The sequence below is a fragment of the Rhodococcus oryzae genome (genome assembly GCF_005049235.1).
GTDB lineage: Bacteria > Actinomycetota > Actinomycetes > Mycobacteriales > Mycobacteriaceae > Rhodococcus_G > Rhodococcus_G oryzae.
The window spans coordinates 486,879-510,087 of the sequence record NZ_SUMD01000003.1 but is presented as its reverse complement, the minus strand read 5'-3'; the positions used below and the strand labels follow the sequence as shown (position 1 = coordinate 510,087).

At 68.8% G+C, this 23,209-nt stretch carries 30 protein-coding genes; 11 read left to right on the top strand and 19 right to left on the bottom strand.

The genetic code is table 11. From position 1 onward, the window contains the following. Positions 1-9 precede the first annotated feature (9 nt). The 4 genes from mftD to mftA are packed head-to-tail and all read right to left on the bottom strand — an operon-like array spanning position 10 to position 2,852. Positions 10-1,185 (bottom strand): pre-mycofactocin synthase MftD, encoded by a 1,176-nt coding sequence (mftD, locus tag FCG67_RS08735; RefSeq protein ID WP_077040772.1) that lies wholly within the window; start codon positions 1,183-1,185, stop codon positions 10-12. 34 nt (positions 1,186-1,219) lie between these two features. Further along, complete coding sequence (mftC, locus tag FCG67_RS08730) at positions 1,220-2,437, bottom strand: mycofactocin radical SAM maturase (RefSeq protein WP_097211004.1); 1,218 nt, start codon at positions 2,435-2,437, stop codon at positions 1,220-1,222. A gap of 41 nt (positions 2,438-2,478) precedes the next feature. Beyond that, positions 2,479-2,769: a mycofactocin biosynthesis chaperone MftB gene (gene mftB, locus FCG67_RS08725; RefSeq protein ID WP_072750956.1), complete on the bottom strand. Its 291-nt coding sequence runs from the start codon at positions 2,767-2,769 to the stop codon at positions 2,479-2,481. After that, positions 2,754-2,852 (bottom strand): mycofactocin precursor MftA, encoded by a 99-nt coding sequence (mftA, locus tag FCG67_RS08720; RefSeq protein ID WP_072750957.1) that lies wholly within the window; start codon positions 2,850-2,852, stop codon positions 2,754-2,756. Before mftA ends, mftB begins: the two co-directional genes overlap by 16 nt. Positions 2,853-2,962: 110 nt before the next feature. On the opposite strand from mftA, the gene mftR reads away from it, so the two are divergent. Continuing rightward, entirely contained in the window at positions 2,963-3,583 is a 621-nt protein-coding gene (gene mftR / locus FCG67_RS08715) for a mycofactocin system transcriptional regulator (protein WP_246044942.1), read from the top strand. A 169-nt stretch (positions 3,584-3,752) separates the two neighbouring features. Then, complete coding sequence (locus FCG67_RS08710) at positions 3,753-4,808, top strand: ferredoxin--NADP reductase (protein ID WP_136908918.1); 1,056 nt, start codon at positions 3,753-3,755, stop codon at positions 4,806-4,808. Between the two features lie 51 nt (positions 4,809-4,859). Here the strand turns inward: FCG67_RS08710 and FCG67_RS08705 are convergent, their stop codons facing one another. Further along, positions 4,860-5,597 (bottom strand): DNA alkylation repair protein, encoded by a 738-nt coding sequence (locus FCG67_RS08705; RefSeq protein WP_136908916.1) that lies wholly within the window; start codon positions 5,595-5,597, stop codon positions 4,860-4,862. Positions 5,598-5,719: 122 nt separating this feature from the next. Between FCG67_RS08705 and FCG67_RS08700 the strand changes: the two genes are divergently transcribed. After that, on the top strand, positions 5,720-6,091 hold the full coding sequence (locus FCG67_RS08700) for an SPW repeat protein (RefSeq protein ID WP_027500601.1): 372 nt from the start codon (positions 5,720-5,722) through the stop codon (positions 6,089-6,091). A 135-nt stretch (positions 6,092-6,226) separates the two neighbouring features. Beyond that, the gene (locus FCG67_RS08695; protein WP_136908914.1) at positions 6,227-6,850 is read left to right on the top strand and encodes a TetR/AcrR family transcriptional regulator; all 624 of its coding nucleotides are present in this window, start codon (positions 6,227-6,229) and stop codon (positions 6,848-6,850) included. Positions 6,851-6,859: 9 nt separating this feature from the next. On the opposite strand, the gene FCG67_RS08690 is transcribed toward FCG67_RS08695, so the two are convergent. Genes FCG67_RS08690 through FCG67_RS08680 form a run of 3 tightly spaced genes read right to left on the bottom strand, consistent with a single transcriptional unit; the run spans position 6,860 to position 9,012 of the window. Further along, complete coding sequence (locus FCG67_RS08690; RefSeq protein WP_136908912.1) at positions 6,860-7,612, bottom strand: glutamate racemase; 753 nt, start codon at positions 7,610-7,612, stop codon at positions 6,860-6,862. 56 nt (positions 7,613-7,668) lie between these two features. Beyond that, positions 7,669-8,499, bottom strand: coding sequence for an SDR family NAD(P)-dependent oxidoreductase (locus FCG67_RS08685; RefSeq protein ID WP_136908910.1), 831 nt, complete (start codon positions 8,497-8,499; stop codon positions 7,669-7,671). 33 nt (positions 8,500-8,532) lie between these two features. After that, positions 8,533-9,012 (bottom strand): MarR family winged helix-turn-helix transcriptional regulator, encoded by a 480-nt coding sequence (locus tag FCG67_RS08680; RefSeq protein ID WP_136908908.1) that lies wholly within the window; start codon positions 9,010-9,012, stop codon positions 8,533-8,535. 99 nt (positions 9,013-9,111) lie between these two features. Here FCG67_RS08680 and FCG67_RS08675 point away from each other — a divergent pair, with 99 nt between their 5' ends. After that, positions 9,112-9,969 carry an alpha/beta fold hydrolase gene (locus FCG67_RS08675; protein WP_136908906.1) on the top strand — a complete coding sequence of 286 codons (858 nt, stop codon included), beginning with the start codon at positions 9,112-9,114 and terminating at the stop codon, positions 9,967-9,969. Between the two features lie 14 nt (positions 9,970-9,983). On the opposite strand, the gene FCG67_RS08670 is transcribed toward FCG67_RS08675, so the two are convergent. The 6 genes from FCG67_RS08670 to FCG67_RS08645 form a co-directional block, all read right to left on the bottom strand. Then, positions 9,984-11,087 carry a thiolase C-terminal domain-containing protein gene (locus tag FCG67_RS08670; RefSeq protein WP_136908904.1) on the bottom strand — a complete coding sequence of 368 codons (1,104 nt, stop codon included), beginning with the start codon at positions 11,085-11,087 and terminating at the stop codon, positions 9,984-9,986. Then, positions 11,084-11,506, bottom strand: coding sequence for a Zn-ribbon domain-containing OB-fold protein (locus FCG67_RS08665; RefSeq protein ID WP_136908902.1), 423 nt, complete (start codon positions 11,504-11,506; stop codon positions 11,084-11,086). Before FCG67_RS08665 ends, FCG67_RS08670 begins: the two co-directional genes overlap by 4 nt. Positions 11,507-11,515: 9 nt before the next feature. Beyond that, a complete protein-coding gene (locus FCG67_RS08660; protein WP_136908901.1) occupies positions 11,516-12,715 on the bottom strand; it encodes an NAD(P)/FAD-dependent oxidoreductase in 1,200 nt (399 codons plus the stop codon). Positions 12,716-12,871: 156 nt separating this feature from the next. Then, on the bottom strand, positions 12,872-13,573 hold the full coding sequence (locus tag FCG67_RS08655; RefSeq protein WP_136908899.1) for an SDR family NAD(P)-dependent oxidoreductase: 702 nt from the start codon (positions 13,571-13,573) through the stop codon (positions 12,872-12,874). A gap of 55 nt (positions 13,574-13,628) precedes the next feature. Then, positions 13,629-14,117 (bottom strand): twin-arginine translocation pathway signal, encoded by a 489-nt coding sequence (locus tag FCG67_RS08650; RefSeq protein ID WP_136908898.1) that lies wholly within the window; start codon positions 14,115-14,117, stop codon positions 13,629-13,631. Next, entirely contained in the window at positions 14,114-14,659 is a 546-nt protein-coding gene (locus FCG67_RS08645) for a hypothetical protein (RefSeq protein ID WP_136908896.1), read from the bottom strand. Before FCG67_RS08645 ends, FCG67_RS08650 begins: the two co-directional genes overlap by 4 nt. Positions 14,660-14,758: 99 nt before the next feature. Between FCG67_RS08645 and FCG67_RS08640 the strand changes: the two genes are divergently transcribed. Genes FCG67_RS08640 through FCG67_RS08620 form a run of 5 tightly spaced genes read left to right on the top strand, consistent with a single transcriptional unit; the run spans position 14,759 to position 17,243 of the window. Next, the gene (locus FCG67_RS08640; RefSeq protein ID WP_027500612.1) at positions 14,759-15,220 is read left to right on the top strand and encodes an Asp23/Gls24 family envelope stress response protein; all 462 of its coding nucleotides are present in this window, start codon (positions 14,759-14,761) and stop codon (positions 15,218-15,220) included. Then, positions 15,217-15,531, top strand: a complete 315-nt coding sequence (locus FCG67_RS08635) for an Asp23/Gls24 family envelope stress response protein (protein ID WP_246044941.1) — start codon at positions 15,217-15,219, stop codon at positions 15,529-15,531. The genes FCG67_RS08640 and FCG67_RS08635 overlap by 4 nt, the downstream gene beginning before the upstream one ends. Next, positions 15,528-15,707 carry a DUF2273 domain-containing protein gene (locus FCG67_RS08630; protein ID WP_072750969.1) on the top strand — a complete coding sequence of 60 codons (180 nt, stop codon included), beginning with the start codon at positions 15,528-15,530 and terminating at the stop codon, positions 15,705-15,707. The genes FCG67_RS08635 and FCG67_RS08630 overlap by 4 nt, the downstream gene beginning before the upstream one ends. Then, positions 15,700-16,683 carry a DUF6286 domain-containing Asp23/Gls24 family envelope stress response protein gene (locus FCG67_RS08625; protein WP_136908894.1) on the top strand — a complete coding sequence of 328 codons (984 nt, stop codon included), beginning with the start codon at positions 15,700-15,702 and terminating at the stop codon, positions 16,681-16,683. Before FCG67_RS08630 ends, FCG67_RS08625 begins: the two co-directional genes overlap by 8 nt. Next, a complete protein-coding gene (locus FCG67_RS08620) occupies positions 16,680-17,243 on the top strand; it encodes a hypothetical protein (protein WP_136908892.1) in 564 nt (187 codons plus the stop codon). The genes FCG67_RS08625 and FCG67_RS08620 overlap by 4 nt, the downstream gene beginning before the upstream one ends. A 304-nt stretch (positions 17,244-17,547) precedes the next feature. Here FCG67_RS08620 and tuf read toward each other — a convergent pair whose 3' ends face one another. The 5 genes from tuf to FCG67_RS08595 all read right to left on the bottom strand — a co-directional run bounded on the left by tuf (position 17,548) and on the right by FCG67_RS08595 (position 22,857). Next, entirely contained in the window at positions 17,548-18,741 is a 1,194-nt protein-coding gene (gene tuf / locus FCG67_RS08615; RefSeq protein ID WP_077040759.1) for an elongation factor Tu, read from the bottom strand. Positions 18,742-18,848: 107 nt separating this feature from the next. Next, positions 18,849-20,951 carry an elongation factor G gene (gene fusA, locus FCG67_RS08610; RefSeq protein ID WP_136908890.1) on the bottom strand — a complete coding sequence of 701 codons (2,103 nt, stop codon included), beginning with the start codon at positions 20,949-20,951 and terminating at the stop codon, positions 18,849-18,851. A 134-nt stretch (positions 20,952-21,085) separates the two neighbouring features. Beyond that, the gene (rpsG, locus tag FCG67_RS08605) at positions 21,086-21,556 is read right to left on the bottom strand and encodes a 30S ribosomal protein S7 (protein ID WP_027500619.1); all 471 of its coding nucleotides are present in this window, start codon (positions 21,554-21,556) and stop codon (positions 21,086-21,088) included. Beyond that, the gene (gene rpsL, locus FCG67_RS08600; RefSeq protein WP_027500620.1) at positions 21,556-21,930 is read right to left on the bottom strand and encodes a 30S ribosomal protein S12; all 375 of its coding nucleotides are present in this window, start codon (positions 21,928-21,930) and stop codon (positions 21,556-21,558) included. Before rpsL ends, rpsG begins: the two co-directional genes overlap by 1 nt. A gap of 300 nt (positions 21,931-22,230) precedes the next feature. After that, on the bottom strand, positions 22,231-22,857 hold the full coding sequence (locus FCG67_RS08595) for a TetR/AcrR family transcriptional regulator (protein WP_136908888.1): 627 nt from the start codon (positions 22,855-22,857) through the stop codon (positions 22,231-22,233). 153 nt (positions 22,858-23,010) lie between these two features. Here FCG67_RS08595 and FCG67_RS25555 point away from each other — a divergent pair, with 153 nt between their 5' ends. Beyond that, positions 23,011-23,139 (top strand): hypothetical protein, encoded by a 129-nt coding sequence (locus FCG67_RS25555; RefSeq protein WP_257017258.1) that lies wholly within the window; start codon positions 23,011-23,013, stop codon positions 23,137-23,139. The last annotated feature ends 70 nt before the right edge of the window (positions 23,140-23,209 follow it).

Below are 23,209 nucleotides of genomic sequence, written 5' to 3'. Positions count from 1 at the left end.
ACACCTGGCTCAGAGGCCGAGCGGGCGGGCGAATCCCGGCGGGATGACGATGTCCGCGGCGGTCAGGTCCTGCACGGACGAGTGCCCGAGACCCAGTAGCGCCGAATCGATTCCACCGCGGAGGATGTCGAGCACGTTCTCGACACCCGCCTGGCCGTTGGCCGACAGGCCCCACAGGTAGCCACGACCGATCATCACCGCGCGGGCACCGAGGGCGACCGCCTTGACGACATCGCTGCCGCGCCGGATGCCACCGTCGAGCAGGACCTCGATCTCACTTCCGACGGCCTCCGCGATCGCGGGCAGCGCCCGGATCGGCGCGGGGGTGCCGTCGAGGTTGTTGCCGCCGTGGTTCGACACCGAGATCGCGGTGACGCCCGCGTCGGCCGCGCGCTTGGCGTCGTCGACCCGCATGACGCCCTTGAGCATGAACGGACCGCCCCACTGCTCACGCAGCCATGCGACGTCCTCCCAGGACGGCAGCGGCGTGCCCATCCACTCGCCGTACGCGCCGAAGAAGGTCGGGGGCTGCTCGCCGGGCGCGGCGAGGTTGGGGGTGGTCAGGTCAGGCACCCGGCCGGTCTTCGCGAACTCCCACAACCACTTCGGCCGGGTGATGGCCTCGGGCGCGAACCGGACCATGGCCTTGAGGTCCATCTTCTCCGGGATCGCCGGGCTGCCCCAGTCGCGTCCGTGCGAGAACGACCAGTCCAGGGTCATGATCAGCCCGGTCGCCCCGGCCGCTCGCGCCCGCTCCATGCGCTGCAGCAGCACCTCCCGGCTGCCGACCCAGTACATCTGGAAGAAGGTCTGCGGGTTGGCCGCCGTCACCTCTTCGATCGACTTGCTCGCGAACGAGCTCAGCCCCATCGCGATGCCGCGAGCGGCGGCGGCCCTGGCGACGGCGACCTCGCCGTCGGGGTGCACGGCCTGCACGCCGGTCGGCGAGATCAGCACCGGCATCGAGATCGGCTGTCCCATCACGGTGGTCGACAGATCACGCTTGTCCGACAGCCCCGCGACGTGCGGGGCGAATCCGAGCTCACCGAAGGCAGAGGTGTTGTCGTCGAGGGTCAGGCCCTGCTCCGAACCGGCGATCAACGCGCCGTACACCGACTTCGGCAGCCGCTTCTTGGCCCGCCGCTGCGCCTCGGCAACGGTTTCGAACCAGGCATTCTTGGCCATCACTGAACCTTTTCTACTGAGTGAACAAGTCTCGTTAATTCATGCCCGCGAGCGGGTTCTCGTCGCAGACCTTGGCGGGCGGGCGCACCATCAGCTGCAGCGGGACGGGCGCCCGCGGGGTGCGACGGTTCCCGGTGCGGGAGTGGTCGACGCTCGACTTGGGGATCTCGCCGCGGGTGCCCGCGAGCGCGGCCTCGCCGTAGCCCTGCACGCACTCGGGGTCAGGACCGTCCATCGGCAGGCCGGTGAAGAACTTGGCCGCCATGCAGCCGCCGCGGCAGGAGTCGTAGTGGTCGCACTTGCTGCACGCGCCGCCGGTCTGCGGGGAACGCAGCTCGGTGAACAGCTCGGAGTGCTGCCACACGTGCTGGAAACCGCCGTCGGCCACGATGTTTCCCGCGAGGAACTGCTCGTGGATCGCGAAGGGGCACGCGTACACGTCGCCGACCGGGTCGATCAGGCACACCACCCGTCCGGCGCCACACAGGTTCAGGCCGGGGAGCGCGTCGCCGTAGGCGGACAGGTGGAAGAACGAGTCGCCGGTCAGGACCCCTTCACCGTTCGCGACGAGCCAGTTGTACAGCTCGCGCTGCTGCGGCTGCGTCGGGTGCAGCTCGTCCCAGACGTCGGCGCCACGGCCGGACGGGCGGAGCCGGGTGATCCTCAGCGTCGCGCCGTACTTGTCGGCGAGCGCCTTGAACTCGTCGAGCTGGCCGACGTTGTGGCGGGTGACGACGACGGAGATCTTGGCGTCCTTGAAGCCCGCCTCGGCGAGATTCTCGAGCGCCCGGACCGCCATCGCGAAGGAGCCGGGGCCGCGAACCGCGTCGTTCACCTCCGCGGTCGCGCCGTCGATGGAGATCTGCACATCGACGTAGTCGCTGGCCGCCAGCCGCGCGGCGACCTTCTTGTCGATCTTCACACCGTTCGTGGAGAACTTGACGCCGACCTGGTGCTCGGTGGCGTAGTCCACGAGCTCCCAGAAATCGGAGCGGACGGTGGGCTCGCCGCCGCCGATGTTCACGTAGAACACCTGCATCCGCTGCAGCTCGTCGATGATGGACTTGCACTGCTCGGTGCTCAGCTCGCGCGGATCGCGCCTGCCGGACGACGACAGGCAGTGCACGCAGGAGAGGTTGCAGGCGTAGGTGAGCTCCCAGGTGAGGCAGATGGGCGCGTCGAGTCCGAGTTCGAACTGGTCGACGAGCCGGCCGACCGGGGCGGGTGCGGGGCGATCGAGCATGGAGGTCATGGGCTGTGTCCTCGAGGAGTGGGGTGGCGGATCAGGCGAGCTCAGGCCGCGGACGCGCCGGGCACGATCATCTTCGAATCGGCCAGCGTGGCGAGTGCGCGGGCGTAGGTGTCCACCTGCGCCTCGTCGATACCCGCCGCGCGGATGGCGGTCCTGGCGTCGGGATGGTCGGGCAGGGCCCGCACGATCTCGACGATGGTGCGGTTCTTCAGGAACGAGAGCTTCCTGGTCCCAAAGTGGTAGAGCAACGCCCCGAAAGGTTCGGGGCGAAGCGCCACCTGCGGGTGAAGCTTCCACCCGGTGTCGAGATCCACGGTCAGTACACGCCGCACATGCCGTCGATCGAGACCTCTTCGACCAAGGCCTCCTCGACGAGCTCGGTCCCGGCAACGACGCTTTCGCGATGCTCAGACATCTACATACCTCCTGTGTCAGGGTTGGCGTCAGTCACGGCGATCAGTTCGCTGTGACTCGGCTCACCACACTAATGGCATCGAGTGCACAATGAAAGGTCCGGAGGGGAAATTGACGCAGGCCGGTAGCAAACCCGCAGGTCGCATAGGTCGTCGGCCGTCGACGACGCGCGATCGGATCAGCAATATCGGCATCGAACTGTTCGCCGAGCACGGTTTCGAGGAGACCAGCGTCGATCAGATCGCGGAGGCAGCCGGTATCGCCAGGCGCACCTTCTTCCGCTACTTCCCCTCCAAGAACGCGGTGCCGTGGGGCGACTTCGACCTACATCTGGCGAACATGCGCGAGCAGCTCGCGGAACTCCCCCGCGACATCCCGCTGGCGGAGGGACTCGCCTCGGCGCTGCTCGAGTTCAACAGCTTCTCGCCCACCGTGGCCGCGCTGCACCGCAAGCGGATGGAGATAATCCTGCAAGCCCCGGCGCTGCAGGCGTATTCGATGGTGATGTACGACGGCTGGCGCGGCGTGATCGCCGACTACGTGGCCGACCGGATGGGCTGCCGACCCGGCGATCACCTGCCCCGCACGATCGGCTGGATGGTCCTCGGCATCGCCCTCTCGGCCTATGAGCAGTGGCTCACCGACGACTCCCTCGAGCTGCCCGATCTGCTCCGCGCGGGGAGCGAGGTCCTCTCACACGGGCTCGGCACCTCCGCTGCCGGACGCGGCTGACCAGCCCGATCGCCGCCGCCGGGTGGCGCGGCCGACCATCCCTGAGCTGCCGCATCCCGATTATCGGGATCGCCACTCTGCAATTTACGATCCACCTGGTTGCATGTTTTCCTGCTACATTTGAAAACTAGAACACGTTCCAGATTCACCCCCGAGAGGATCCGCCGCGATGACCACCGTTGACATGCCGCACAGCTCCAGGTCGGTTGTCCTCACCGTCTCCGGGGTCGTCGAGGAGACCTCCGACGCCAGGTCGCTGGTCTTCACCGTCCCGGACGAGCATCGCGGCAAGTTCGACTACAAGCCCGGCCAGTTCCTCACCCTGCGCATTCCCAGCGATCAGACCGGTTCCGTGGCCCGCTGCTACTCCCTCGCCAGCTCGCCCTTCAGCGACTCCGAGCCGAAGGTCACCGTGAAGCGGACCGTCGACGGATACGGCTCCAACTGGCTGTGCGACAACGTCAAGGCCGGCGACACCATCGAGGTGCTGCCCCCGTCCGGTGTGTTCACGCCCAAGTCGCTCGACCACGACTTCCTGCTCTGGGGCGCGGGCAGCGGGATCACCCCGGTGATCTCGATCCTCAAGTCCGCGCTCACCGAGGGCACCGGCAAGGTGGTGCTGATCTACGCCAACCGCGACGAGAAGTCGGTCATCTTCGCCGACGAGCTGCGCGGCCTCGCGGCCCAGTACCCGACCCGCCTGACCGTCGTGCACTGGCTCGAGTCCCTGCAGGGGCTGCCGACGCCCGACCAGTTCGCCACCCTCGCCAAGCCGTTCGGCGGCTTCGAGTCCTTCATGTGCGGCCCCGGCCCGTTCATGGACACGGTGCACAAGGCGCTCGCCGAAGCAGGCGTGCCGCGCACCTCCGTGCACGCCGAGGTGTTCAACTCGCTCGCGGGTGACCCGTTCCAGGACGTGGCGCGCGAAGAGGTCACCGAGGAGGAGGCCGCGGACGCCGCCACCGTCGAGGTGCAGCTCGACGGTGAGACCCACACGATGAGCTGGCCGCGCAAGCAGACCCTCGTCGACATCATGCTGTCGAAGGGTCTCGACGTGCCGTACTCCTGCCAGGAGGGCGAGTGCGGCTCCTGCGCCTGCACCGTGCTCGAGGGCAAGGTCGAGATGGAGAACAGCGAGATCCTCGACCCCGAGGACATCGCAGCCGGCTACATCCTCGGCTGCCAGGCCCGCCCGGTCACCGACCACCTCAAGATCGAGTTCTAGGCGGCTTCGCCGCCCGTGCGCGGTTACCGAGTCCCCACACTCGTCGAGCGCTCACGGGCGGCGTAGCCGCCTGTACCGCGCGCGGGTGTCCGTGTCCAGGTGCTCGGTGGCGTAGCTGAGCGCGGTCGCCCCCATCGCGGCGGCGTGTTCGTCGAGGAAACCCGTGAGCAGCTGCCTGTCCACCCGTTTGCCGACCTCGCGCAGCATCCAGCCGAGCGCCTTCTGGGTGAGGTCGCGCCGGTCCCCGAGTAGCGGTGGCGCCAACTCCAGCGTGGTGGTCGCGTCGCCTCGTCGGATGAACCCGAACGTGGTCAGCAGTGCCACCCGGCGCCGCCACAGGTCGGGATCGGCGCCGAGCTCGTGGACCAGGTCTCGCGGCCGGTCGAACAACCAACCGCCGAGCACCGTCACCGCCGAGGTGTCGACCAGGTCCCAGTTGTTCACCCGACCCCGGAGCACGGCTGCCAGATAGAAATCGGCGATCCGCTCGCGCTCGGCCTCGTCGCGTGTCCGCGCCCCTGAGGCCCGCGTGAACCGGCCGTTCAGGATCACCAGAGCGGCCAGGCGGTGCTCGTGCACCTCGCTGTCGAGCAGCACGTCGACCTCGGCCAACGGCAGGTCCGCGAACCGCTTCGCCACCGTTCGGGTGGCGGGCACCCGAACACCGATGAAGACGTCACCCTCGCCGTACTCGCCAGGGCCGGTCTTGAAGAACCGCTGCAGCTCGACGGCGTCGGCCGGGCTCGACACCTGCGCCAACGCCCTGGTCACTGCCTCCGCATCGTCCATGCCCCGACCTTGCCAGACTGCCGGGCCGGGCGAATCCGAACCGAGGCCGCGCAGCTATTGATCGGCCGGTCAATCAGGGTTATACCTGAGGTAGCGGGGTTCCCTCGTCGAGGAGGCAGGAAATGAAGGCAGCAATGGCTCGGTGGCAGGATTGGGCCGCCGTGGTGATCGGCGTGGTCGTGGCGCTGTCCCCGCTGTGGATGGACACGAACGACGCCGCGATGTGGTCGATGATCGTGCTGGGTGCACTGGTGGCGGTCGCCGGGTTGGCGCACATGATGTCGGCAGAGATGCCGGCGCTCCCGTGGGCTATGGGCGTTCTCGGCGTGCTGATGTTCCTCTCTCCGTGGGTGATGGGCTTCGCCGACATGGCAGGCGCCGCCTGGACCTCATGGATCGGTGGAGTGCTGACGGTGCTCACGGCGATGGCCGCGATGCCGGAGGGCTCGAGGCTGCACATCGGACACGGTGGCGGATTGGCGACGCATCACTGACGGAACGTCGATCCCTGACAGAATCAAACAACAGTCCCGGGCTGGAGCGAAGGCCGTCCGCCTCGCTCCAGCCGGTCGGATATCCGGGCTCGGTCAGACGGTCGCGCCTGACGAAACACGTGTGGAGGCAACCGAATGCCAGGTCCGCGCCAACGCCGGACCGCCAGCGTGGACGGTGACGCGAGGGAGTTGATCCTCGACGCCGCCGAGGAGCTGATCGCCGAGTCGGGCTTCGACGCGACCTCGACCGCAGCCATCGCGAAGCAGGCGGGCGTGCCGAAGGGCCTGGTCTTCTACTATTTCCCGACCAAGTCGGCGATCCTCACCACGCTCATCGCCGAGCGACTGCCCGCGGAACCGCTGGCGGACGTCGCCGGGCTGGTGGTCACCGGCGAACCGGAGTCCACCCTGGTCAACCTCGAGGCCGCGCTCAACCTCAGGGACCACCACTCCTCGGTGATGCGGGTGATCATCTGGCGCGAGGCGGAGACCCACCCCGCGGTCCGCGCGCACCTGCGGCGATTCCGCACCTACCTGCACGATGCGACCGTGGAGGTCCTGCGCGCGAGCTCACCGGTTGCGGTGTCCGCGCGGGTACTCGATTCCTGCGCGACCACCTGGGTGGCCGCGATGTTCTCCGTCGCCAGCGTCGACCGGCTCCGCGATCTCGACGGCACCCGTGAGCACCGCGAGGATCTGGGTGGTGTCGCTCGGGTGGTGGCCGCCGGCCTCGAACAACTCGGCACCGCCGGGGCGTAGCGACGCGAGCTAGCCGAGCAGGCGGCCGGCCTCGAACGCCGCGGCGCCTGCGGGCAGCTCCCCAGGCCTGCCACTGAGCAGGACCTTCACCGAGCCGCTTCCGCTCGCGTCCCGGCCGAGCGCGTCGATGCGCCGCAGCGTCTGGGCCGCGACGGCCTCCGCGCTGTCGAAGAGGGTGACCCCCGCGGGCAACTGGTCCGCGATCTCCTCGGCCATCAGCGGGTAGTGCGTGCAGCCGAGGACCACCCCGTCACAGTCGGCCGGGGTGCGTGTCACGGCGTCCGCGATCGCCTGCTTCGCCAGATCGGTGTCGCCCAGGTCGATCGCCTCGGCCAGCCCGTGACACGCCACCCCGACCACGGCAGTGCCGTTGGCGAACCGCTCGATCAGATCGGCCTGGTACCGGCTGGCGGTGGTGGCCGCGGTGGCCCAGATCGCGACCGAGCGACTGGCCGCGGCCGCCGGCTTGATCGCGGGCACGGTCCCGATCACGGGGATCGCGTCGCCAAGCCGGTCCCGGACGTGGTCGAGGGCGGTCACGCTGGCGGTGTTGCAGGGCAGCACGACGACCTCGGCGCCCAGGTCAACCGCACGCTCGGCCGCCCCGACCACACGGTCGATCACCCACTGCTCGGGCTTGGGCCCCCAGTGCGCGCCGTCCGGGTCGAGTGAGAGCAGCAGGTCCAGTTCTGGGCGGAGACGCCGCAGCCAGGCCGACGTCGGCAGCAGCCCCAGGCCGGAGTCGATGAGCGCAACAATCACCCGACAAATCTATCCCGACGCCGCGGCCGGGCCGTCCCCCGTCCCACCGACCCGCGCTACCCGGTCCTCCCACGCTCCTCGCTCAGGCGCCGGAACATCTCGTTGACGCCGACCTTTCCGGCGATCCGCTCCGCGAGACGGGGGGCCAGCGCGGCGAACGCCAGCAGCGGGCGGATCGGGGCGCCACTCTCGATGACCTCGGGCAGGTCACGTCGGATGGCCGTCACCACCTTGTCCGCCACCTTCGACGTGGTGGTCTCGCCGATCACCCGGTTGGACCGGAAACCGCGCTCGACCATCCGCTGGTACATGCCGTCGCCGCCGATGAATCCAGGGCACACCACGGAGAATCCGACCGGCGACCGCCCGTACTCGGCACGCAGTGACTGGGTGAGCCCGATCAGGGCCGCCTTGGTCGCGGCGTACGGCTCGGAGAAGGCCGGCCCGTACTTGCCCGCCGTCGAGCTGATGAACACGACGTGGCCGCGCCCGCGCGCCAGCATGCCCGGCAGCACGTGCCTGGTGAGCAACATCGGCGCCGAGAGGTTGACGTCGACCATCGCCGTCAGCTCCTCGGGAGTGAGCGCGGTGAACGCCGCGACATTCTCGACACCGGCATTGTTGACCAGGACGTCGATCGGGCCGAAGGATCGCTCGGCGCGTTCGAGCAGGGCCCCCGTCGCATCCAGGTCCGCGAGATCGGCAGGTACCGAGTCCGCCCGCGCCCCGGTCGCCCGCAGGGCCGCCGCCGTGGCGTCGAGGGCGTCCACCCGCCTGCCGGTGACCACCAGGTCCATGCCCTCACGTGCGAGCGCGCGGGCGATGACGGGGCCTAGCCCACCGGTCGCCCCGGTCACCAGCGCGACGCGGCCACGCAGTGATTCCATGGACTCGAGCCTTCTCCGGCCACGGACCGGATGTCAACGACCCCCGTCGGTGCCGCCCGCCGCGGATCCGACCGCCTCGTTCATCGCCCCGAGGAAGCGGGTCACCGCGGTCAGCTCGGCCTGGTCGAACTCCCCGATCGAGGCGATCATGCGCCCGATCAGCGGTCCGAAGAACGACCAGCCCAGGTACTTCGCCTGTTCCTGCACGCGCAGCAGCACCCGGCGGCGGTCGCCGGGGTCCGGTGTCCTGCCGATGTGGCCGGCCCGCTCCAACCGGTCGAGCAGGGCGGTGGTCGCCGCCGAGCCGAGGCCCAGCTGCCCGCCCAGCCAGCCCGGCGTCGCGGCGATCCCCGCCCGGTCGGCATCGAGCAGCGCGATGAGCGCGCGGAGGTCGGTCGCGTGCAGGCCGTTGCGGCTCGCGAACGCGGCACCGAACCGGTCCAGCTCGACGGTCAGCCTGCGGAGCTCGTGCACGAGTTGCAGTGCCGCGCCTGGGTCGTCGGTCGCACTCACTGCCCTGTTCCCACGATCACTCCTTGAATCACATCTCTCGATGAGCAATTATCTCTATCATCGAGATTATCTGATAACGAGAGAAACCGGGGGCGGTCCATGGACGACGACACGCAGATCCGCACGAAAGGCCGGTTCGACGCCGCCTACGACGCGGTTCTCGCCCGCTGGGACGGGGTGACGGTCCTGGAGACCACCTCCGAATTCGGCGTCACCCGCGTCCACGCCTGCGGACCGACAGGGGCGCCGCCGGTGGTCCTGCTCCACGGCGGGGGCGCCACCTCTACCGCCTGGTCCGCTGTCGCGACCGCGCTCGGCCGGACGCATCGGGTGTACGCCCCGGATCTGATCGGGGATGTCGGACGCAGCGTGCCCGGCGACCGGCGGCCCCGCACCCCCACGGACCTGATGACGTGGCTCGATGCCGTGCGCGCCGAACTCGGCCTGCCGCGGGCCACGCTGATCGGACACTCCTACGGCGCGTGGCTGGCCCTCGCGTACACGCTCGGCCACCCGGATCGGGTGGACCGGCTCGCCCTGCTCGACCCGTCGGACTGCTTCTCCGGATTTCGGGCCGGATATCTGCTACGAGCGCTCCCGATGTTGCTGCGCCCCAACGAGAGCCGGGTCCGCCGATTCATCGAGTGGGAGACAGCCGGACGGTCCGTCGACCCAGACTGGCTGACCGTGTACGCGCTCGGCGCCGCGGGGTCCCCGCGGCCACGGATCGTGCTACCGAAGCGGCCGTCCAGGACCGCGCTCGGCGAGCTGCAGGTCCCGACCCTCGTTGCGCTCGCCCAGGATTCGCGGGCGATCGATATCGATCGGGTGGCCGCGGCAGCGCGCGGAACCCTCCCGGGCGTCCGGATCGAGGTCCTGCCGGACAGCAGTCACCACAGCCTGCCCGGCCACGAGCCAGGCGAGCTGACCACAATCCTCGCGGATTTCCTTTCCTAGCAGCTCTTCTCGCGTCAGCGCACCAGCAGCATGCAGCCGGCGACGGTCGCGCCGCCGATGCCGACGACGGCCACCTCGGGCGGGCCGTCGAGCTGTGCAGTCGACTCGCCCCGCAGCTGGGACACCGCCTCCGCGACGAGCTCCAGCGCGGCCGATCGCCCCAGCCCCAGTTGGCCGCCGTGCGGGTTGAGCGGCAGCGTGCCCGCTCGCGAGATCCGCTGCCCCCCGGCGACGAACGCGCCCGCCGTCCCCGGCGCACAGAACCCGAGCGCCTCCAGCCACATCAGCGCCAGAAAGCTGAACTCGTCCTCGAACAGCGCGACATCCACGTTCTCGGGCACGAGTTCGGTACCCTCCCAGAGCCTTTCGCCCGCATCGTGGATCGCCATTCCCGTCAGGTCGGCGCGCTGTTCCCACAGCGGGCTCACGTTGCGCGCCGCCGCGACGGCCTCGACGGCGACCGCAGGGCCGGGCAGATCCTCCGCCAGGTCGCCGGGGCTGATCAGCACGGCCGTCGCCCCTCCCGCAGGGAGGGCGCGGTCGTACTCGCAGAGCGGGTCGGCCAGCATCGGAGCGTCCAGGTACTCCCGAAGACCGAGGCCCCGCCCGCCGTTTCGGGCCGCGGTCAGTGCGATCTGGGCCAACTCGACCCGGCTGAGCCCGAACGCCTCGATGTAACTGCGTGCCGCGAGGGCGGTCGTGACCAGTTCCGTCCCGGCCCCATATGGGGCGTGCCACTGTGCCCACCCGGACACCGACGGTCGCCCGGCGAAGCGCCGTGCGGCGACCCGCGGTGGCGACGGCGGGTCGCACGCCTCGATGCACAGCACGTGGGTGGCCAGGCCGGAGATCACCGCCGAAACCGCGGCCGAAACCGCGGCCAGCACGCCGAGCCGATCAGATTCCGCTGTGCGCCAGGCGAGTTCGAGACCGAGGGCGTCCGCGACATCGACCACGTCCGGCAGCCCGCAGGTGACGAGCCCGTCGACAGCGCCACCGGTCAGGCCCGCATCTGCCAGCGCGCCGCGGGCGGCCATGGCTGCGACTCGAACATCGGCGGATCCGGGTCCGCGCGGCACCCGGCCGATCCCGCTGACCACGGCCCCCCGGGTGATCACGACACGGCCTCCAGCCGGTCCTCCGGCAGCTCCAGCTCCTCGATCTCGGCGAACGGAAGCCAGAAGTCGCCGCCGAGGTGCTCGAAATACAACCGGATCGGCGTGTCCACGCGCAGGGCGCTCGGCTCGGTACCGGTCAGGCCGAGCAACAGCCGGATCCCCTCCTCGAGCTCGACCACGGCGACGAGGTAGCCGCTCGGGTCGTTTACCTCGGTCCAGGTGAGCAGCACGCCCTTTCCCGTGACCGGCTCGACGGTGAAGTCGGCCGACCAGCAGTGCCGACAGCATCGCGACGGCGGGAACGACCAACGCAGGCAGTGCACGCACCGCCGCACCGACAAGCGTCCGGACGCGCCCGACGTCCAGTGCGCGGCGGTCAGATCCGTCAGCTCAGGCAGCGCCCGCTGGTCATGGACCATATATTCACGTTAGACGCCCGCGGCCTCGATCACCTCGGTGATCGGCACGCCACTCGCGATCTTCGCCCTGGTCTTCATCACCGCTCCCGCGAGGCCGCCGCCGACCACGGCGACGAGAACGCCGTCGCGCTCGTAGTACGCGAGGAACTTGCGGCCGTCGTCGCGGACCAGGTGCACGGTGTCCGTGGCGGACGGCTCGCCGAGCGCCTGGATCTTGATGTCGTACTGGTCGCTCCAGAAGTACGGGACCTGCCCGGGTCCTGCGGGCGCGTCGGCGCCGACCAACGCAAGGGCCAGCGCCTTTGCCTGGTCGCCCGCGCTGGTCCAGTGTTCGACCCGCCGATGGCCCTCGGGATGGCGCCAGGCGGCGACGTCACCGACCGCCCACACGTTCGGGTCGCTGGTCCTGCCGCACTCGTCGGCGAGCACGCCACCACCCGCGCGCGGCTCGGCGACCTGCACGCCCGAGCCGTCCAGCAGCTCGGTGACCGGGACGGACCCGATGCCGATGACCACCAGGTCGGCCGCGACCTCGGTGCCGTCGGAGAGCACGGCGCCGGTGACCCTGCCCTCGCCGAGCAGAGCGGTGAGGCCGACCCCGGTGCGCAGGTCGACGCCCTCCTCGCGGTGCAGTCGGGCCACGAGGCCACCGATCCGCTCGCCGAGCACGGAGGCCAGCGGGGTGGGCTGGGGCTCGATCAGGATGACATTCATGCCGCGTGCGCGCATGCTCGCGGCGAGTTCGCACCCGATGAACCCGGCCCCGACGATGAGGGCGGTCCGGTCGGCGGCGAGCTCGGAGCGCAGCGCCATCGCATCCTCGAGCGAACGCAGTACGTGCACGCCACCCAGCTCGGCCAGCCCGGGGATCCGGCGCGGGACGAGCCCGGTGGCCACCACCAGGTGGTCGTAGTCGACGGTCGAACCGTCGGCGAGGGTCACCGTGCGGGCGCCGGTGTCGACGCCGGTCGCGGCCGCGCCGAGCCGCAGCTCGATGCGCTGCTCCTCGAAGAACTCGGCCGGCTTGAGGGTGACGTCGTCGCGCTCGCCGCGGACGACCTCCTTGGACAGCGGGGGCCGGTCGTAGGGCAGGTGCGGTTCCGCGCCGATCAGCGTCAGTTCGCCGTCGAAGCCCGCCCGCCGCAGTTCCTCGGCGGTCCGCAGACCGGCCAACCCGGCACCGACGACGACGACCCGTCCAACGCTCATCCCGCTCAACCTCTCACCCGATGGATCGTTGTGCGCCCACGTGGGCCACGCACACTTCATACCAAACTGACACGTGTTCTAGATAGCGTGCCCTAAGGAGCCGAGGAATGCCACACCCCGAGATCGCGCCGGGCGACAGGGAAAGCGCGAAGACGCTCAGCCGACCCCGGGAACCGGGACCTGGGCGCCGGTCATCGCGGCCGAGGACTCGCCGATCAGGAACGCGATCACCTCGGCGATCGCCTCGGGTGCGACCCAGCCCTTGCGGCTCGAACCCGGCTGGCTCGCCCTGTTGCCGGGGGTGTCGATCACCGAGGGCAGCACCGCGTTCGCCCGGATGCCCTCGTCGCGGTACTCCACGGCCAGGGCGCTGATGAACGCCCAGACCGCGGCCTTCGACGTGACGTAACCCGACGCACCCGAGAAGGGCGCGAAGGCCGCCTTGGTGGACATCGCCACCACCGACCCGCCCCCGGCGTCGATCATGAACGGCAGCGCCGCCTGGGTGCACAGATACAGCGGGCGCAGGTTCAGCCGCAGCATGGCCTCGAAGTCCTCGATCGGGCTCTCGTGGACCCGCGCGCCGCTGGCGAAGCCGCCGACCAGGTTCACCACCGCGCGCAGCGGCGCCTGCTCGTCGCCTCCGGCCAGGGCCGCCACGTCGGCGACACCCGCCGGGTCGAACAGGTCGGCGCGGGTGAGGACGAGCCCCGGATGCGGATCCAGCCGCTCGAGTTCCTTCTCCGCGATCCACGGAACCACCACGCGCCACCCGTCCGCGAGCAGCCTCCTGGTGACCGCGACCCCTAGCCCGCCGGTGCCGCCGGTCAGGAGCACGCTCCGTCCTGATTCGGTCATGATCCGCATCCTTCCAGAGTTGTTGTCGGGGTATGACTCTCGCGCGCGGGCCCGATCACCTCGCGTCGAACTCGGAGATCAGCCAGCGACCGTCCACCTTCCGCAGCGCCACCTCGGCACCGACGGTCCTGTCGACCGGAGCCTGCTCCGCCGCGGACGTCGTCGACTGCTCGAGGAACACCAGCACCTCGGCGCTGTCGTCGGCCAGGGAGGTCAGTCCGGTCCCGGTGACCGTGGCGGTCGCGGTGATCTTCTTGTCCGTCGCCGCGGGCACGATCACCCCCTGCGCGAGCCGGTCGTGGTAGTCCTTGAACTCCCCCGTCAGCAGCTCGCGCGCGGCCGCCATGTCCGCGAAGACGGTCTCCGGCGTGTAGGTCAGGAGCGCCCTTGCGCCGTCCGCCGCGGCCTGCTGGACCTCCGCCCTGGCCCGATCGTCCACCCGCTGATCCGGCCGGTACTGGGTGAAGTACAGGAACCCGGCCAGCGCCGCCAGCACCGCGGCCGCGGCGGCCAGTCCGACCATCAGCCTTCGCTGCGCACTCACGACAGGTACTCCACCCTCGAGATCTTCGACTGTTCCCGGTCGACGGTCACCCGGAGCCGCTGGACGCGCTGCTGCTCCTGTGCCCCCGCACCATTGGTGACCCGCGACGCGACCTGGACCAGAACCGTTGCGGAATCCGCCGCCTCCGTTTCGATGCCTGCGGCCGCGGACTCACCGACGGTGGTCACCTTGGCGTCCCGCACCACCGTGATGAAACCCTGCGATCGCCGATCGAAGTCGTCGTAGAACTCGCCGGTCGCGCCGTCGAGCACCCGCTGCACGTCGGCCTCGGCGTTGTTGTGGTCGATGGTGGTCAGGTTCAGCGCGCCCTCCCGGGCGACCCGCAGATAGGTTTCCCGTTCGGACTGCAGCTCCGACGCCGAACGGTGTTGCCAGAGCATGACTCCGCACGCGGTCGCCAGCAGCACGGCGAGCACGGCGAGCAGCGCCGTTCCCGCCACGAGCGCTCCCCGCGGCCGGGATCCGGTCGCGACGGCGGGCGACGCGGCCCCCGTGGGATCCGCATCCTGAACTCCTGCCATCGGGTCAATTCCTTCGTCGACGGTGCGGTGGACTGCTCCACGTTAGGTGAATCGGCGCACGGGCGTCGCAGCGCGCCCACACTCACTAGAGTTGGGTGCGTGACCACCGATCCGAACAGGGGCATCGCCCCAGTGCACTACGGCACCTCCACCACCGAGCTGGTGAGCTCGCAGGGGCGCACGATCATCGCCGACGCGGTCGTGGCGAAGATCGCCGGTATCGCCACCCGGGAGATCAGCGGCGTGTTCGACGTCGGCGGCGGCACCGCCCGCGTTGTCGGCGCGCTGCGCGACCGGATCCCGGGCGCCCGCGTCAACCACGGCCAGGGCGTCGCCGTCGAGGTCGGCGAGAAGCAGGCCGCCATCGACATCGGCATCGTCGCCGAGTACGGCGTCGCGCTGCACGAGCTGGCGGCGGGCATCCGGCGCAACGTGATCGCGGCCGTGGAACGGATGACCGGGCTGGAGGTCACCGAGGTCAACATCACCGTCTACGACGTCGTCCTGTTCGACGAGAACGAACAGCCGGGCGAGACCGACGGCAGACCGAGAGTCCAGTGACAGAGCGGTCGATTCTGCACGGCGACCCGGAGACGGAGCCCGCCGAGCTGATCGCGAACGCGGTACTCGCGGTACCGGGGGTCGCCGGGCTGCACGGCGGCATGTTCGGCGAGGTCGCGACGTACCTGCCGGGCCGGCGGGTGCTCGGTGTCGCGCTCGGCGACGACTCCTGCGCCATCCACATCAGCGTGCGCTATCCGGCGCACGTCATCGAGACCGCGGAGCGGGTCCGCGCGGCACTCGTCCCGATGCTCGACGTCCCGGTCGATGTCACGGTCGAAGACGTACTCACGGAGAGGACAGCGCCATGAACAGCACAGTCGTCGGTCTGATCGCCGGTCTGCTGCTGGCGATCGCCGTAATCCTCGGTGGTTTCAGCGGTTTCGTGTTCGCCGTACTGTTGGGCGGCTTCGGTATGGCCATCGGGGCCCACCGTGACGGGCACGTCGATCTGGGCGCGCTGTTGCGGAGCCGGGGCCGTGGCTGACGACACGAGCGAGGCGGGCGGAGCGACCCGGCAACTCACCGCGGACGCCGACCTGGACGAGGAGCGCAGCACCAGGGGCCAGCTGATCATCAAGGATCGAGCGGTTTCACGGATCGCGGTGGCGGCCGCCCTCCAGGTACCGGGCGTGGTCCGCCAGCGCGGCGGCCTGTCCCGGCTCACCGGCCGCGACCTGCCGCGAGCCGAGGTGTCGATGGGCACCGAGTCGGTGGCCGTCACGCTGTACATCGCGGTCGCATGGCCGTGCCCGATCGCCCTGCTCTCCCGCGAGGTACACCGCGAGGTGGGCGATCGAATCGCGGCCCTCAGCGGCCTGCCCATGGACCAGCTGCACGTCGTCGTCGCCGCGGCGGTGCCAACCGCGGCACCGGAGGGGGCCGAGGTCGACAGTCAGCAGTTCGCGGCGCCCGGCGCCGCCCTGGTCCCGTCGCGGGCACCGATCACCCGGCCCGCGGCAGCCCCGGTCGCGCTGCTCTTCGCCTGCGCCCTGCTGGTGCTCGCGGTGCTGACCGGACGCGAGTTCCTGATCGCGCACGAGGTCATCGCTCCCGCCGCGTGGCTGCGCAATTCGATCGAGTGGTCCGCACGCCAGCACTGGGAGCCGTGGATGGTGCCTGCAGCGGCCGCGGCCGTGTTCGCCGGCCTGGTGCTGATCTTCGTGGCGGTCAAGCCGCGGATCCGTACCCATCTGCCGCTCGGCGACGCGGGATCTGCGGTGGTGTGGGTGCGTCCAACCGATGTGGCGAGGATGTGCAGCGCGCAGGCACGCACCGTGGCGGGTGTCCGGTCGGTGCAGACCATCGTCGACGGCAAGCGGACAACCGTCCGTGTCTCCCCCGACGGTGAGGTGGCGGCCCCCGCGCTCGAATCGGCCGTGCGCGATGCGGTGGAGCCGGGGCTGGCCACGCTCGCCACGCCCCGACCGCTGCGCGTCCGGATCGGCAAGGTGCGCGGGTGAGGCGCCGCACGTCGGTCATCGACCGGTCGATCGCTCTCGGCGTAGGCCTCGCCCTGGTGACGGCGGGCGCACTGGCCCTGACCTGGAACATGGACCTCGATGTGTCCCAGGAGTTCTGGCGACGATTCGACAGGGCCGAGTACGCGGCGATCCCGACCAGGGACTGGTGGCCGACGCTGCTCGGCGTCGCCTGCGTCGCCAGCCTCGTGGCCGGGGTGGCGCTGCTGCTGATCAACCTCCGGCGCGGCCGGACCTCGACAGTGCAGATCGGGGACGTCCTCGGCGACTCCGACCTGTCGGTCGACCTCGGACCGATGGCGGTCGGGCTGGCCTCGGAGCTGTCCACGCTGGAGGGGGTCCGCTCCGTGCGGTCCGCCGCCGTGGATGATCGCGGTCTGCTTACCCTGCGGGTGACGGTGATCGCCGACCCCGCGGTCGATATCGCCGAGTTCACCCGCGACGCCGAATCCCTGGCCAGGTCCATGGCCGCGGCCCTGCCCGATGCCCCCGTCGCCACGCAGGTGCTGCTGCACCTCGACCGGGCCGATCTACCGGGCTGACCCGTTGCGGCGGGCACCAGGGTGGGACAACAGCGCTGGACGAGACGAAACGTGCCTAGGTCCTGCCGAGAACCGGATACTCGTTCAGGCACCGTGACACCGCACATCGATGGTGCATCAGTCCTCTGAGCTCTGCCATCCTGCCTGTCCCAGGGGGAGGTTCTCGGGTCGTCGTGCGCATCCGGGCAACGACAACCGCCCCCTCGGCCCGGCGATGTCCCCCAGAAACGCCGAATGGCGCCCACTCCCGAGGGAGTGAGCGCCATTCGGCTTTGGTACTGCTAGATCATCTGGTGATGCTAGATCACTTGTTGATCTTGGTGACGCGACCGGCGCCGACGGTGCGGCCACCCTCACGGATGGCGAACCGCAGGCCCTCGTCCATGGCGACCGGCTGGATCAGCTTGACGGACATCTCGGTGTTGTCACCGGGCATGACCATCTCGGTGCCCTCGGGCAGGGTCACGACGCCCGTAACGTCCGTGGTACGGAAGTAGAACTGCGGGCGGTAGTTGTTGAAGAACGGCGTGTGACGGCCGCCCTCGTCCTTGGACAGGATGTAGGCGTTGCCCTCGAACTCGGTGTGCGGGGTGGTGGTGCCCGGCTTCACGACGACCTGGCCACGCTCGACATCTTCACGCTTGATGCCACGAACCAGCAGACCGACGTTGTCGCCCGCCTGGCCGGAGTCGAGCAGCTTGCGGAACATCTCGATGCCGGTGACGGTGGTCTTGGTGACCGTCTCCTTGATGCCGACGATCTCGACCTCTTCGTTGACGTTGACCACGCCACGCTCGATACGACCGGTGACGACGGTGCCACGACCGGTGATCGTGAAGACGTCCTCGACGGGCATGAGGAACGGCTTGTCGGTCTCACGGACGGGGTCCGGGATCGAGTCGTCGACAGCCTGCATGAGCTCGAGAACGCTCTCGCCCCACTTGGCGTCGCCCTCGAGCGCCTTGAGCGCCGAGACCTTCACGACGGGCGCGTTGTCGCCGTCGAACTCCTGCGACGACAGCAGCTCGCGGACCTCCATCTCGACGAGCTCGAGGATTTCCTCGTCGTCGACCATGTCGGACTTGTTGAGCGCGACCAGGATGTAGGGAACACCAACCTGGCGGGCGAGCAGCACGTGCTCGCGGGTCTGCGGCATCGGGCCATCGGTGGCCGCAACCACGAGGATGGCGCCGTCCATCTGCGCCGCACCCGTGATCATGTTCTTGATGTAGTCCGCGTGGCCCGGGGCGTCGACGTGCGCGTAGTGGCGCTTCTCCGTCTGGTACTCGACGTGGGAGATGTTGATCGTGATACCACGAGCCTTCTCCTCCGGCGCCTTGTCGATCTGATCGAAGGCCGAGGCCTCGTTCAGGTCCGGGAACTTGTCGTGCAGGACCTTGGTGATCGCCGCCGTCAGCGTGGTCTTGCCGTGGTCAACGTGACCGATGGTCCCGATGTTGACGTGCGGCTTCGTCCGCTCGAACTTCGCCTTCGCCACTTGATGGCCTCCTGTATTCGTGCTTGCGCTATGCAGCAGTGCGGTTGGTTATTACTTGGTCGTGCTCAGCTGGTGAAACTCGCCAGCGGTCGTGCTCCCAGCTGGTGTTACTCGCCGGTCGCCTTGGCGATGATTTCCTTCGAGACGTTCGCGGGAACCTCTGCGTAGGAATCAAACACCATGGAGAAGTTCGCCCGACCCTGGGTCTTCGACCGAAGGTCTCCGATGTAGCCGAACATCTCCGAGAGCGGAACCAGCGCCTTCACGACACGGGCACCACTGCGTTCCTCCATGGCCTGGATCTGGCCACGGCGGGAGTTGAGGTCGCCGATCACGTCGCCCATGTACTCCTCGGGCGTGGTCACCTCGACAGCCATGAGCGGCTCGAGGATGACCGGACCGGCCTTGCGGGCGGCTTCCTTCAGTGCCTGCGAACCGGCAACCTTGAAGGCCATTTCGGACGAGTCGACGTCGTGGTATGCACCGTCGAGCAGCGTCAGCTTGAGGTTCACCAGCGGGTAGCCGGCGAGCACGCCGTACTGCATGGCGTCGCGCGCACCGTGGTCGACGGAGGGGATGTACTCACGCGGAACGCGGCCACCGGAGACCTTGTTCTCGAAGGTGTAGGGCTCGCCTTCTTCGCCGATGAACGGCTCGAGCGCGATGATCACCTTGGCGAACTGACCCGAACCACCGGTCTGCTTCTTGTGGGTGAACTCGTGCTTGTCGACCGTCTTGGTGATGGTCTCGCGGTACGCGACCTGCGGCTTGCCGACGTTGGCCTCGACCTTGAACTCGCGACGCATGCGGTCGACGAGGATGTCGAGGTGGAGCTCGCCCATGCCGCCGATGACGGTCTGGCCGGTCTCCTCGTCGAGCTCGACGGAGAAGGTCGGGTCCTCTTCGGCCAGCTTCTGGATCGCGGTGCCCAGCTTCTCCTGGTCGGACTTGGTCTTGGGCTCGATCGAGACCTGGATGACCGGGTCCGGGAAGCTCATGGACTCGAGCACGATCGGGTCGGCCTGATCGCAGAGGGTGTCACCGGTGGTGGTGTCCTTCAGACCGATCATCGCGTAGATGTGGCCTGCGACGGCCTCGTCGACCGGGTTCTCCTTGTTGGCGTGCATCTGGAAGAGCTTTCCGATGCGCTCCTTCTTGCCCTTGGTGGCGTTGAGCACCTGCTGGCCCGGATCGAGACGACCCGAGTAGACGCGCACGAAGGTCAGCTTGCCGAAGAACGGGTGCGACGCGATCTTGAAGGCCAGCGCCGAGAACGGCTCGTCCTTGCTCGGCTTACGCGTGATGATCTCGTCCTCTTTGTTGAGGACGTGACCCTCGACCTCGCCGATGTCCAGCGGGGTCGGCAGGTAGTCGATGACCGCGTCGAGCATGGGCTGAACACCCTTGTTCTTGAACGCGGAGCCACAGAGAACCGGGTAGATCTCGGAGTTGACCGTCAGCTTGCGGATGGCGCCCTTGATCTCCTCGACCGTGAGCTCCTCACCGCCGAAGTACTTCTCCATGAGCGCGTCGTCGGTCTCGGCGACCGTCTCGAGCAGCTTGGTGCGGTACTCGTTGGCCTTCTCGACGAGATCCGCGGGGATCTCCTCGATGGTCACAGGGGCACCGGTCGGCACAACGCCGCGCCAGGTGAGGGCCCGCATCTCGACCAGGTCGACGACGCCGTCGAAGTCGTCCTCGGCACCGATCGGCAGCTGGATGACCAGCGGCTTCGCGCCGAGACGGTCGATGATGGTCTGGACCGTGAAGTAGAAGTCCGCGCCCATCTTGTCCATCTTGTTGACGAAACAGATGCGCGGAACGTCGTACTTGGCGGCCTGACGCCAGACCTGCTCGGACTGGGGCTCGACGCCCTCCTTGCCGTCGAAGACGGCGACGGCGCCATCGAGCACGCGCAGCGAGCGCTCGACCTCGACCGTGAAGTCGACGTGGCCCGGGGTGTCGATGATGTTGATCTGGTTGTTGTTCCAGAAGCAGGTCACGGCGGCAGACGTGATCGTGATGCCGCGTTCCTTCTCCTGCTCCATCCAGTCCGTCGTCGACGCACCGTCGTGCGTCTCACCGATCTTGTAGTTGACACCGGTGTAGAACAGGATGCGCTCGGTGGTGGTGGTCTTGCCGGCATCGATGTGCGCCATGATGCCGATGTTGCGGACCTTGTTCAGGTCGGTCAGCACTTCCTGTGCCACAGGATTCTTCCCCGCTCGTAGCTCGTGTCGGTCCTTCGCGGACCACGTCTTTTTGTGTTGTCAGCCGGCCCGTGAGGAACCGACACATAGTGGCAACGCCGGTGCGGCACGTTAAGTGCCGCCCCGGCGCCAGATCACCAGCGGTAGTGCGCGAACGCCTTGTTGGCTTCAGCCATCTTGTGGGTGTCCTCGCGACGCTTCACGGCTGCACCGAGGCCATTGCTGGCATCCATGAGCTCGTTGGCGAGACGCTCGACCATGGTCTTCTCACGACGTGCACGGGAGAAGGTCACCAGCCAGCGAAGGGCCAGCGTGGTGGAGCGGCCGGGGCGAACCTCGACCGGCACCTGGTAGGTGGCGCCACCGACACGGCGGCTGCGCACCTCGAGGGCGGGCTTGACGTTGTCAAGCGCGCGCTTGAGGGTGACGACCGGATCGGTGCCGGTCTTCTCACGCGCCTGCTCGAGGGCTTCGTAGACGATGCGCTCGGCGGTGGACTTCTTGCCGTCCAGCAGGATCTTGTTCACGAGCTGCGTGACCAGCGGCGACCCGTAAACGGGGTCGTTGATCAGCGGGCGCTTGGGAGCGGGGCCCTTACGTGGCATTAGCTCTTCTCCTTCTTGGCGCCGTAGCGGCTGCGTGCCTGCTTGCGACCCTTGACACCCTGGGTGTCGAGGGAGCCGCGGATGATCTTGTAGCGAACACCCGGGAGGTCCTTCACACGACCGCCACGGACGAGCACCATCGAGTGCTCCTGCAGGTTGTGGCCCTCACCGGGGATGTACGCCGTGACCTCGACCGAGCTGGTCAGGCGGACACGCGCGACCTTACGGAGCGCGGAGTTCGGCTTCTTCGGGGTGGTGGTGTACACGCGGGTGCACACACCACGACGCTGCGGGCTTCCCTTCAGGGCAGCGGTCTTGAGCTTCGCGACCTTGTCGCGACGCCCCTTTCGGACCAGCTGGTTGATGGTTGGCATATACCGGCTTTCTTCTGTCGACCGACCTGCGCTGGGCAAGCCTGGTCGTTGTGTAATTAGGGATCTAGCAGTTGGAGCAAGAAAACGCTGCTCCTCACCCGTCCCTCGACCCCGAGGTCGGGCGTGTCGCATACCCCCACACAGGCAGCCGAATGCTCGTCTCTGAGGAGAGCGCGCGCGCGGCCTTACCTTGCTAGGCACACAAATCGACCCGGGCAGGCCGGGCACGACCCACAACGATACCCGGCGGCGCGCCTTCAGGTCAAAGCGAGTCGATCGGTGGTAACGGCCCGCCCCGGGTCACAACAGGGCCACCGGCTCCGGGTCCCCCGACCGCCTGCGGTGCAGGACCGAATCGAGATCCGCGGCCCACTGCTTGATCAGCTCGGCCCGCCGTTTGGAGTCGTCGGTGAGGACATCGGCCAGGCCAAGCCCGCGCGCCAGGTCGAGCGTGAGCTGCACCCACCGGTGCGCGATGAGGTCGCCGTCCTCCACCCCGAGCATGGCGACGGCCGTCCGGTGCGCGACCCGGCCGAACTTCTCCTCCAGCGGCAGCACCCGCTCCCGCAGTGCCGGATCCGAGGCGGCGGCGGTCCACACCTGCAGGGCCGCCTTGAACAGGGTGCCGGTGTAGTACTCCACGAGCCGGGTGACGATCGCCTCGGTGCGACCCGGCCCGGCGGGCAGGCCGGTGGCCTCCAGTCGGGCGGCCTCCATCCGGCTGTCGAACATGAACTCGAGCGCGGCCGTGATCAGGTCCTCGCGCGTCGGGAAATGGTGCTGGGCGGCGCCGCGGGAGACCCCCGCGCGCTTGGCGACCACACCGACCGTGGTCGCGGCCCAGCCCTGGTCGGCCAGGCAATCGATGGTCGCCTCGAGCAACCGCTGCCGCGTCAGCCGGCTTCGATCCTGCTGCGGTTCACGCATTCGGCACCTCCCGCCCCCAATGTAAATTCCCGTTATCTTTACGTTATCTTCGCCACAAAGGCCTTGCCTCAGCCGTTACCTGCCGGTACGAAGGTTCCCGGTGCACCTGATGCGCCCCTATGAGAATCACCGAACACAACCAAGGAGCACATCATGGGTTCTGCAGAATTCGCTTCCGCATTCGACGCCATCAGCACCTTCGCCGGCGCGATCGGCGACCTCACCGGTGGACTGGGCACCCTCGTCGGTTCCGTCGACGGGCTCGTCAACCCCAAGGCCTGATCGCCTTTTCGTAACACCCGACAGGACCCGCGCTCGACTCCTCGAGCGCGGGTCCTGTCGTATCCGGCCA

Coding starts and splice junctions, on each gene's coding strand:
- mftD (WP_077040772.1), bottom strand. CDS start 1,185: ATGGCCAAGAATGCCTGGTTCGAAACCGTTGCCGAGGCGCAGCGGCGG.
- mftC (WP_097211004.1), bottom strand. CDS start 2,437: ATGACCTCCATGCTCGATCGCCCCGCACCCGCCCCGGTCGGCCGGCTC.
- mftA (WP_072750957.1), bottom strand. CDS start 2,852: ATGTCTGAGCATCGCGAAAGCGTCGTTGCCGGGACCGAGCTCGTCGAG.
- FCG67_RS08710 (WP_136908918.1), top strand. CDS start 3,753: ATGACCACCGTTGACATGCCGCACAGCTCCAGGTCGGTTGTCCTCACC.
- FCG67_RS08705 (WP_136908916.1), bottom strand. CDS start 5,597: ATGGACGATGCGGAGGCAGTGACCAGGGCGTTGGCGCAGGTGTCGAGC.
- FCG67_RS08700 (WP_027500601.1), top strand. CDS start 5,720: ATGAAGGCAGCAATGGCTCGGTGGCAGGATTGGGCCGCCGTGGTGATC.
- FCG67_RS08695 (WP_136908914.1), top strand. CDS start 6,227: ATGCCAGGTCCGCGCCAACGCCGGACCGCCAGCGTGGACGGTGACGCG.
- FCG67_RS08685 (WP_136908910.1), bottom strand. CDS start 8,499: ATGGAATCACTGCGTGGCCGCGTCGCGCTGGTGACCGGGGCGACCGGT.
- FCG67_RS08675 (WP_136908906.1), top strand. CDS start 9,112: ATGGACGACGACACGCAGATCCGCACGAAAGGCCGGTTCGACGCCGCC.
- FCG67_RS08665 (WP_136908902.1), bottom strand. CDS start 11,506: ATGGTCCATGACCAGCGGGCGCTGCCTGAGCTGACGGATCTGACCGCC.
- FCG67_RS08660 (WP_136908901.1), bottom strand. CDS start 12,715: ATGAGCGTTGGACGGGTCGTCGTCGTCGGTGCCGGGTTGGCCGGTCTG.
- FCG67_RS08655 (WP_136908899.1), bottom strand. CDS start 13,573: ATGACCGAATCAGGACGGAGCGTGCTCCTGACCGGCGGCACCGGCGGG.
- FCG67_RS08645 (WP_136908896.1), bottom strand. CDS start 14,659: ATGGCAGGAGTTCAGGATGCGGATCCCACGGGGGCCGCGTCGCCCGCC.
- FCG67_RS08630 (WP_072750969.1), top strand. CDS start 15,528: ATGAACAGCACAGTCGTCGGTCTGATCGCCGGTCTGCTGCTGGCGATC.
- rpsG (WP_027500619.1), bottom strand. CDS start 21,556: ATGCCACGTAAGGGCCCCGCTCCCAAGCGCCCGCTGATCAACGACCCC.
- rpsL (WP_027500620.1), bottom strand. CDS start 21,930: ATGCCAACCATCAACCAGCTGGTCCGAAAGGGGCGTCGCGACAAGGTC.
- FCG67_RS08595 (WP_136908888.1), bottom strand. CDS start 22,857: ATGCGTGAACCGCAGCAGGATCGAAGCCGGCTGACGCGGCAGCGGTTG.
- FCG67_RS25555 (WP_257017258.1), top strand. CDS start 23,011: ATGGGTTCTGCAGAATTCGCTTCCGCATTCGACGCCATCAGCACCTTC.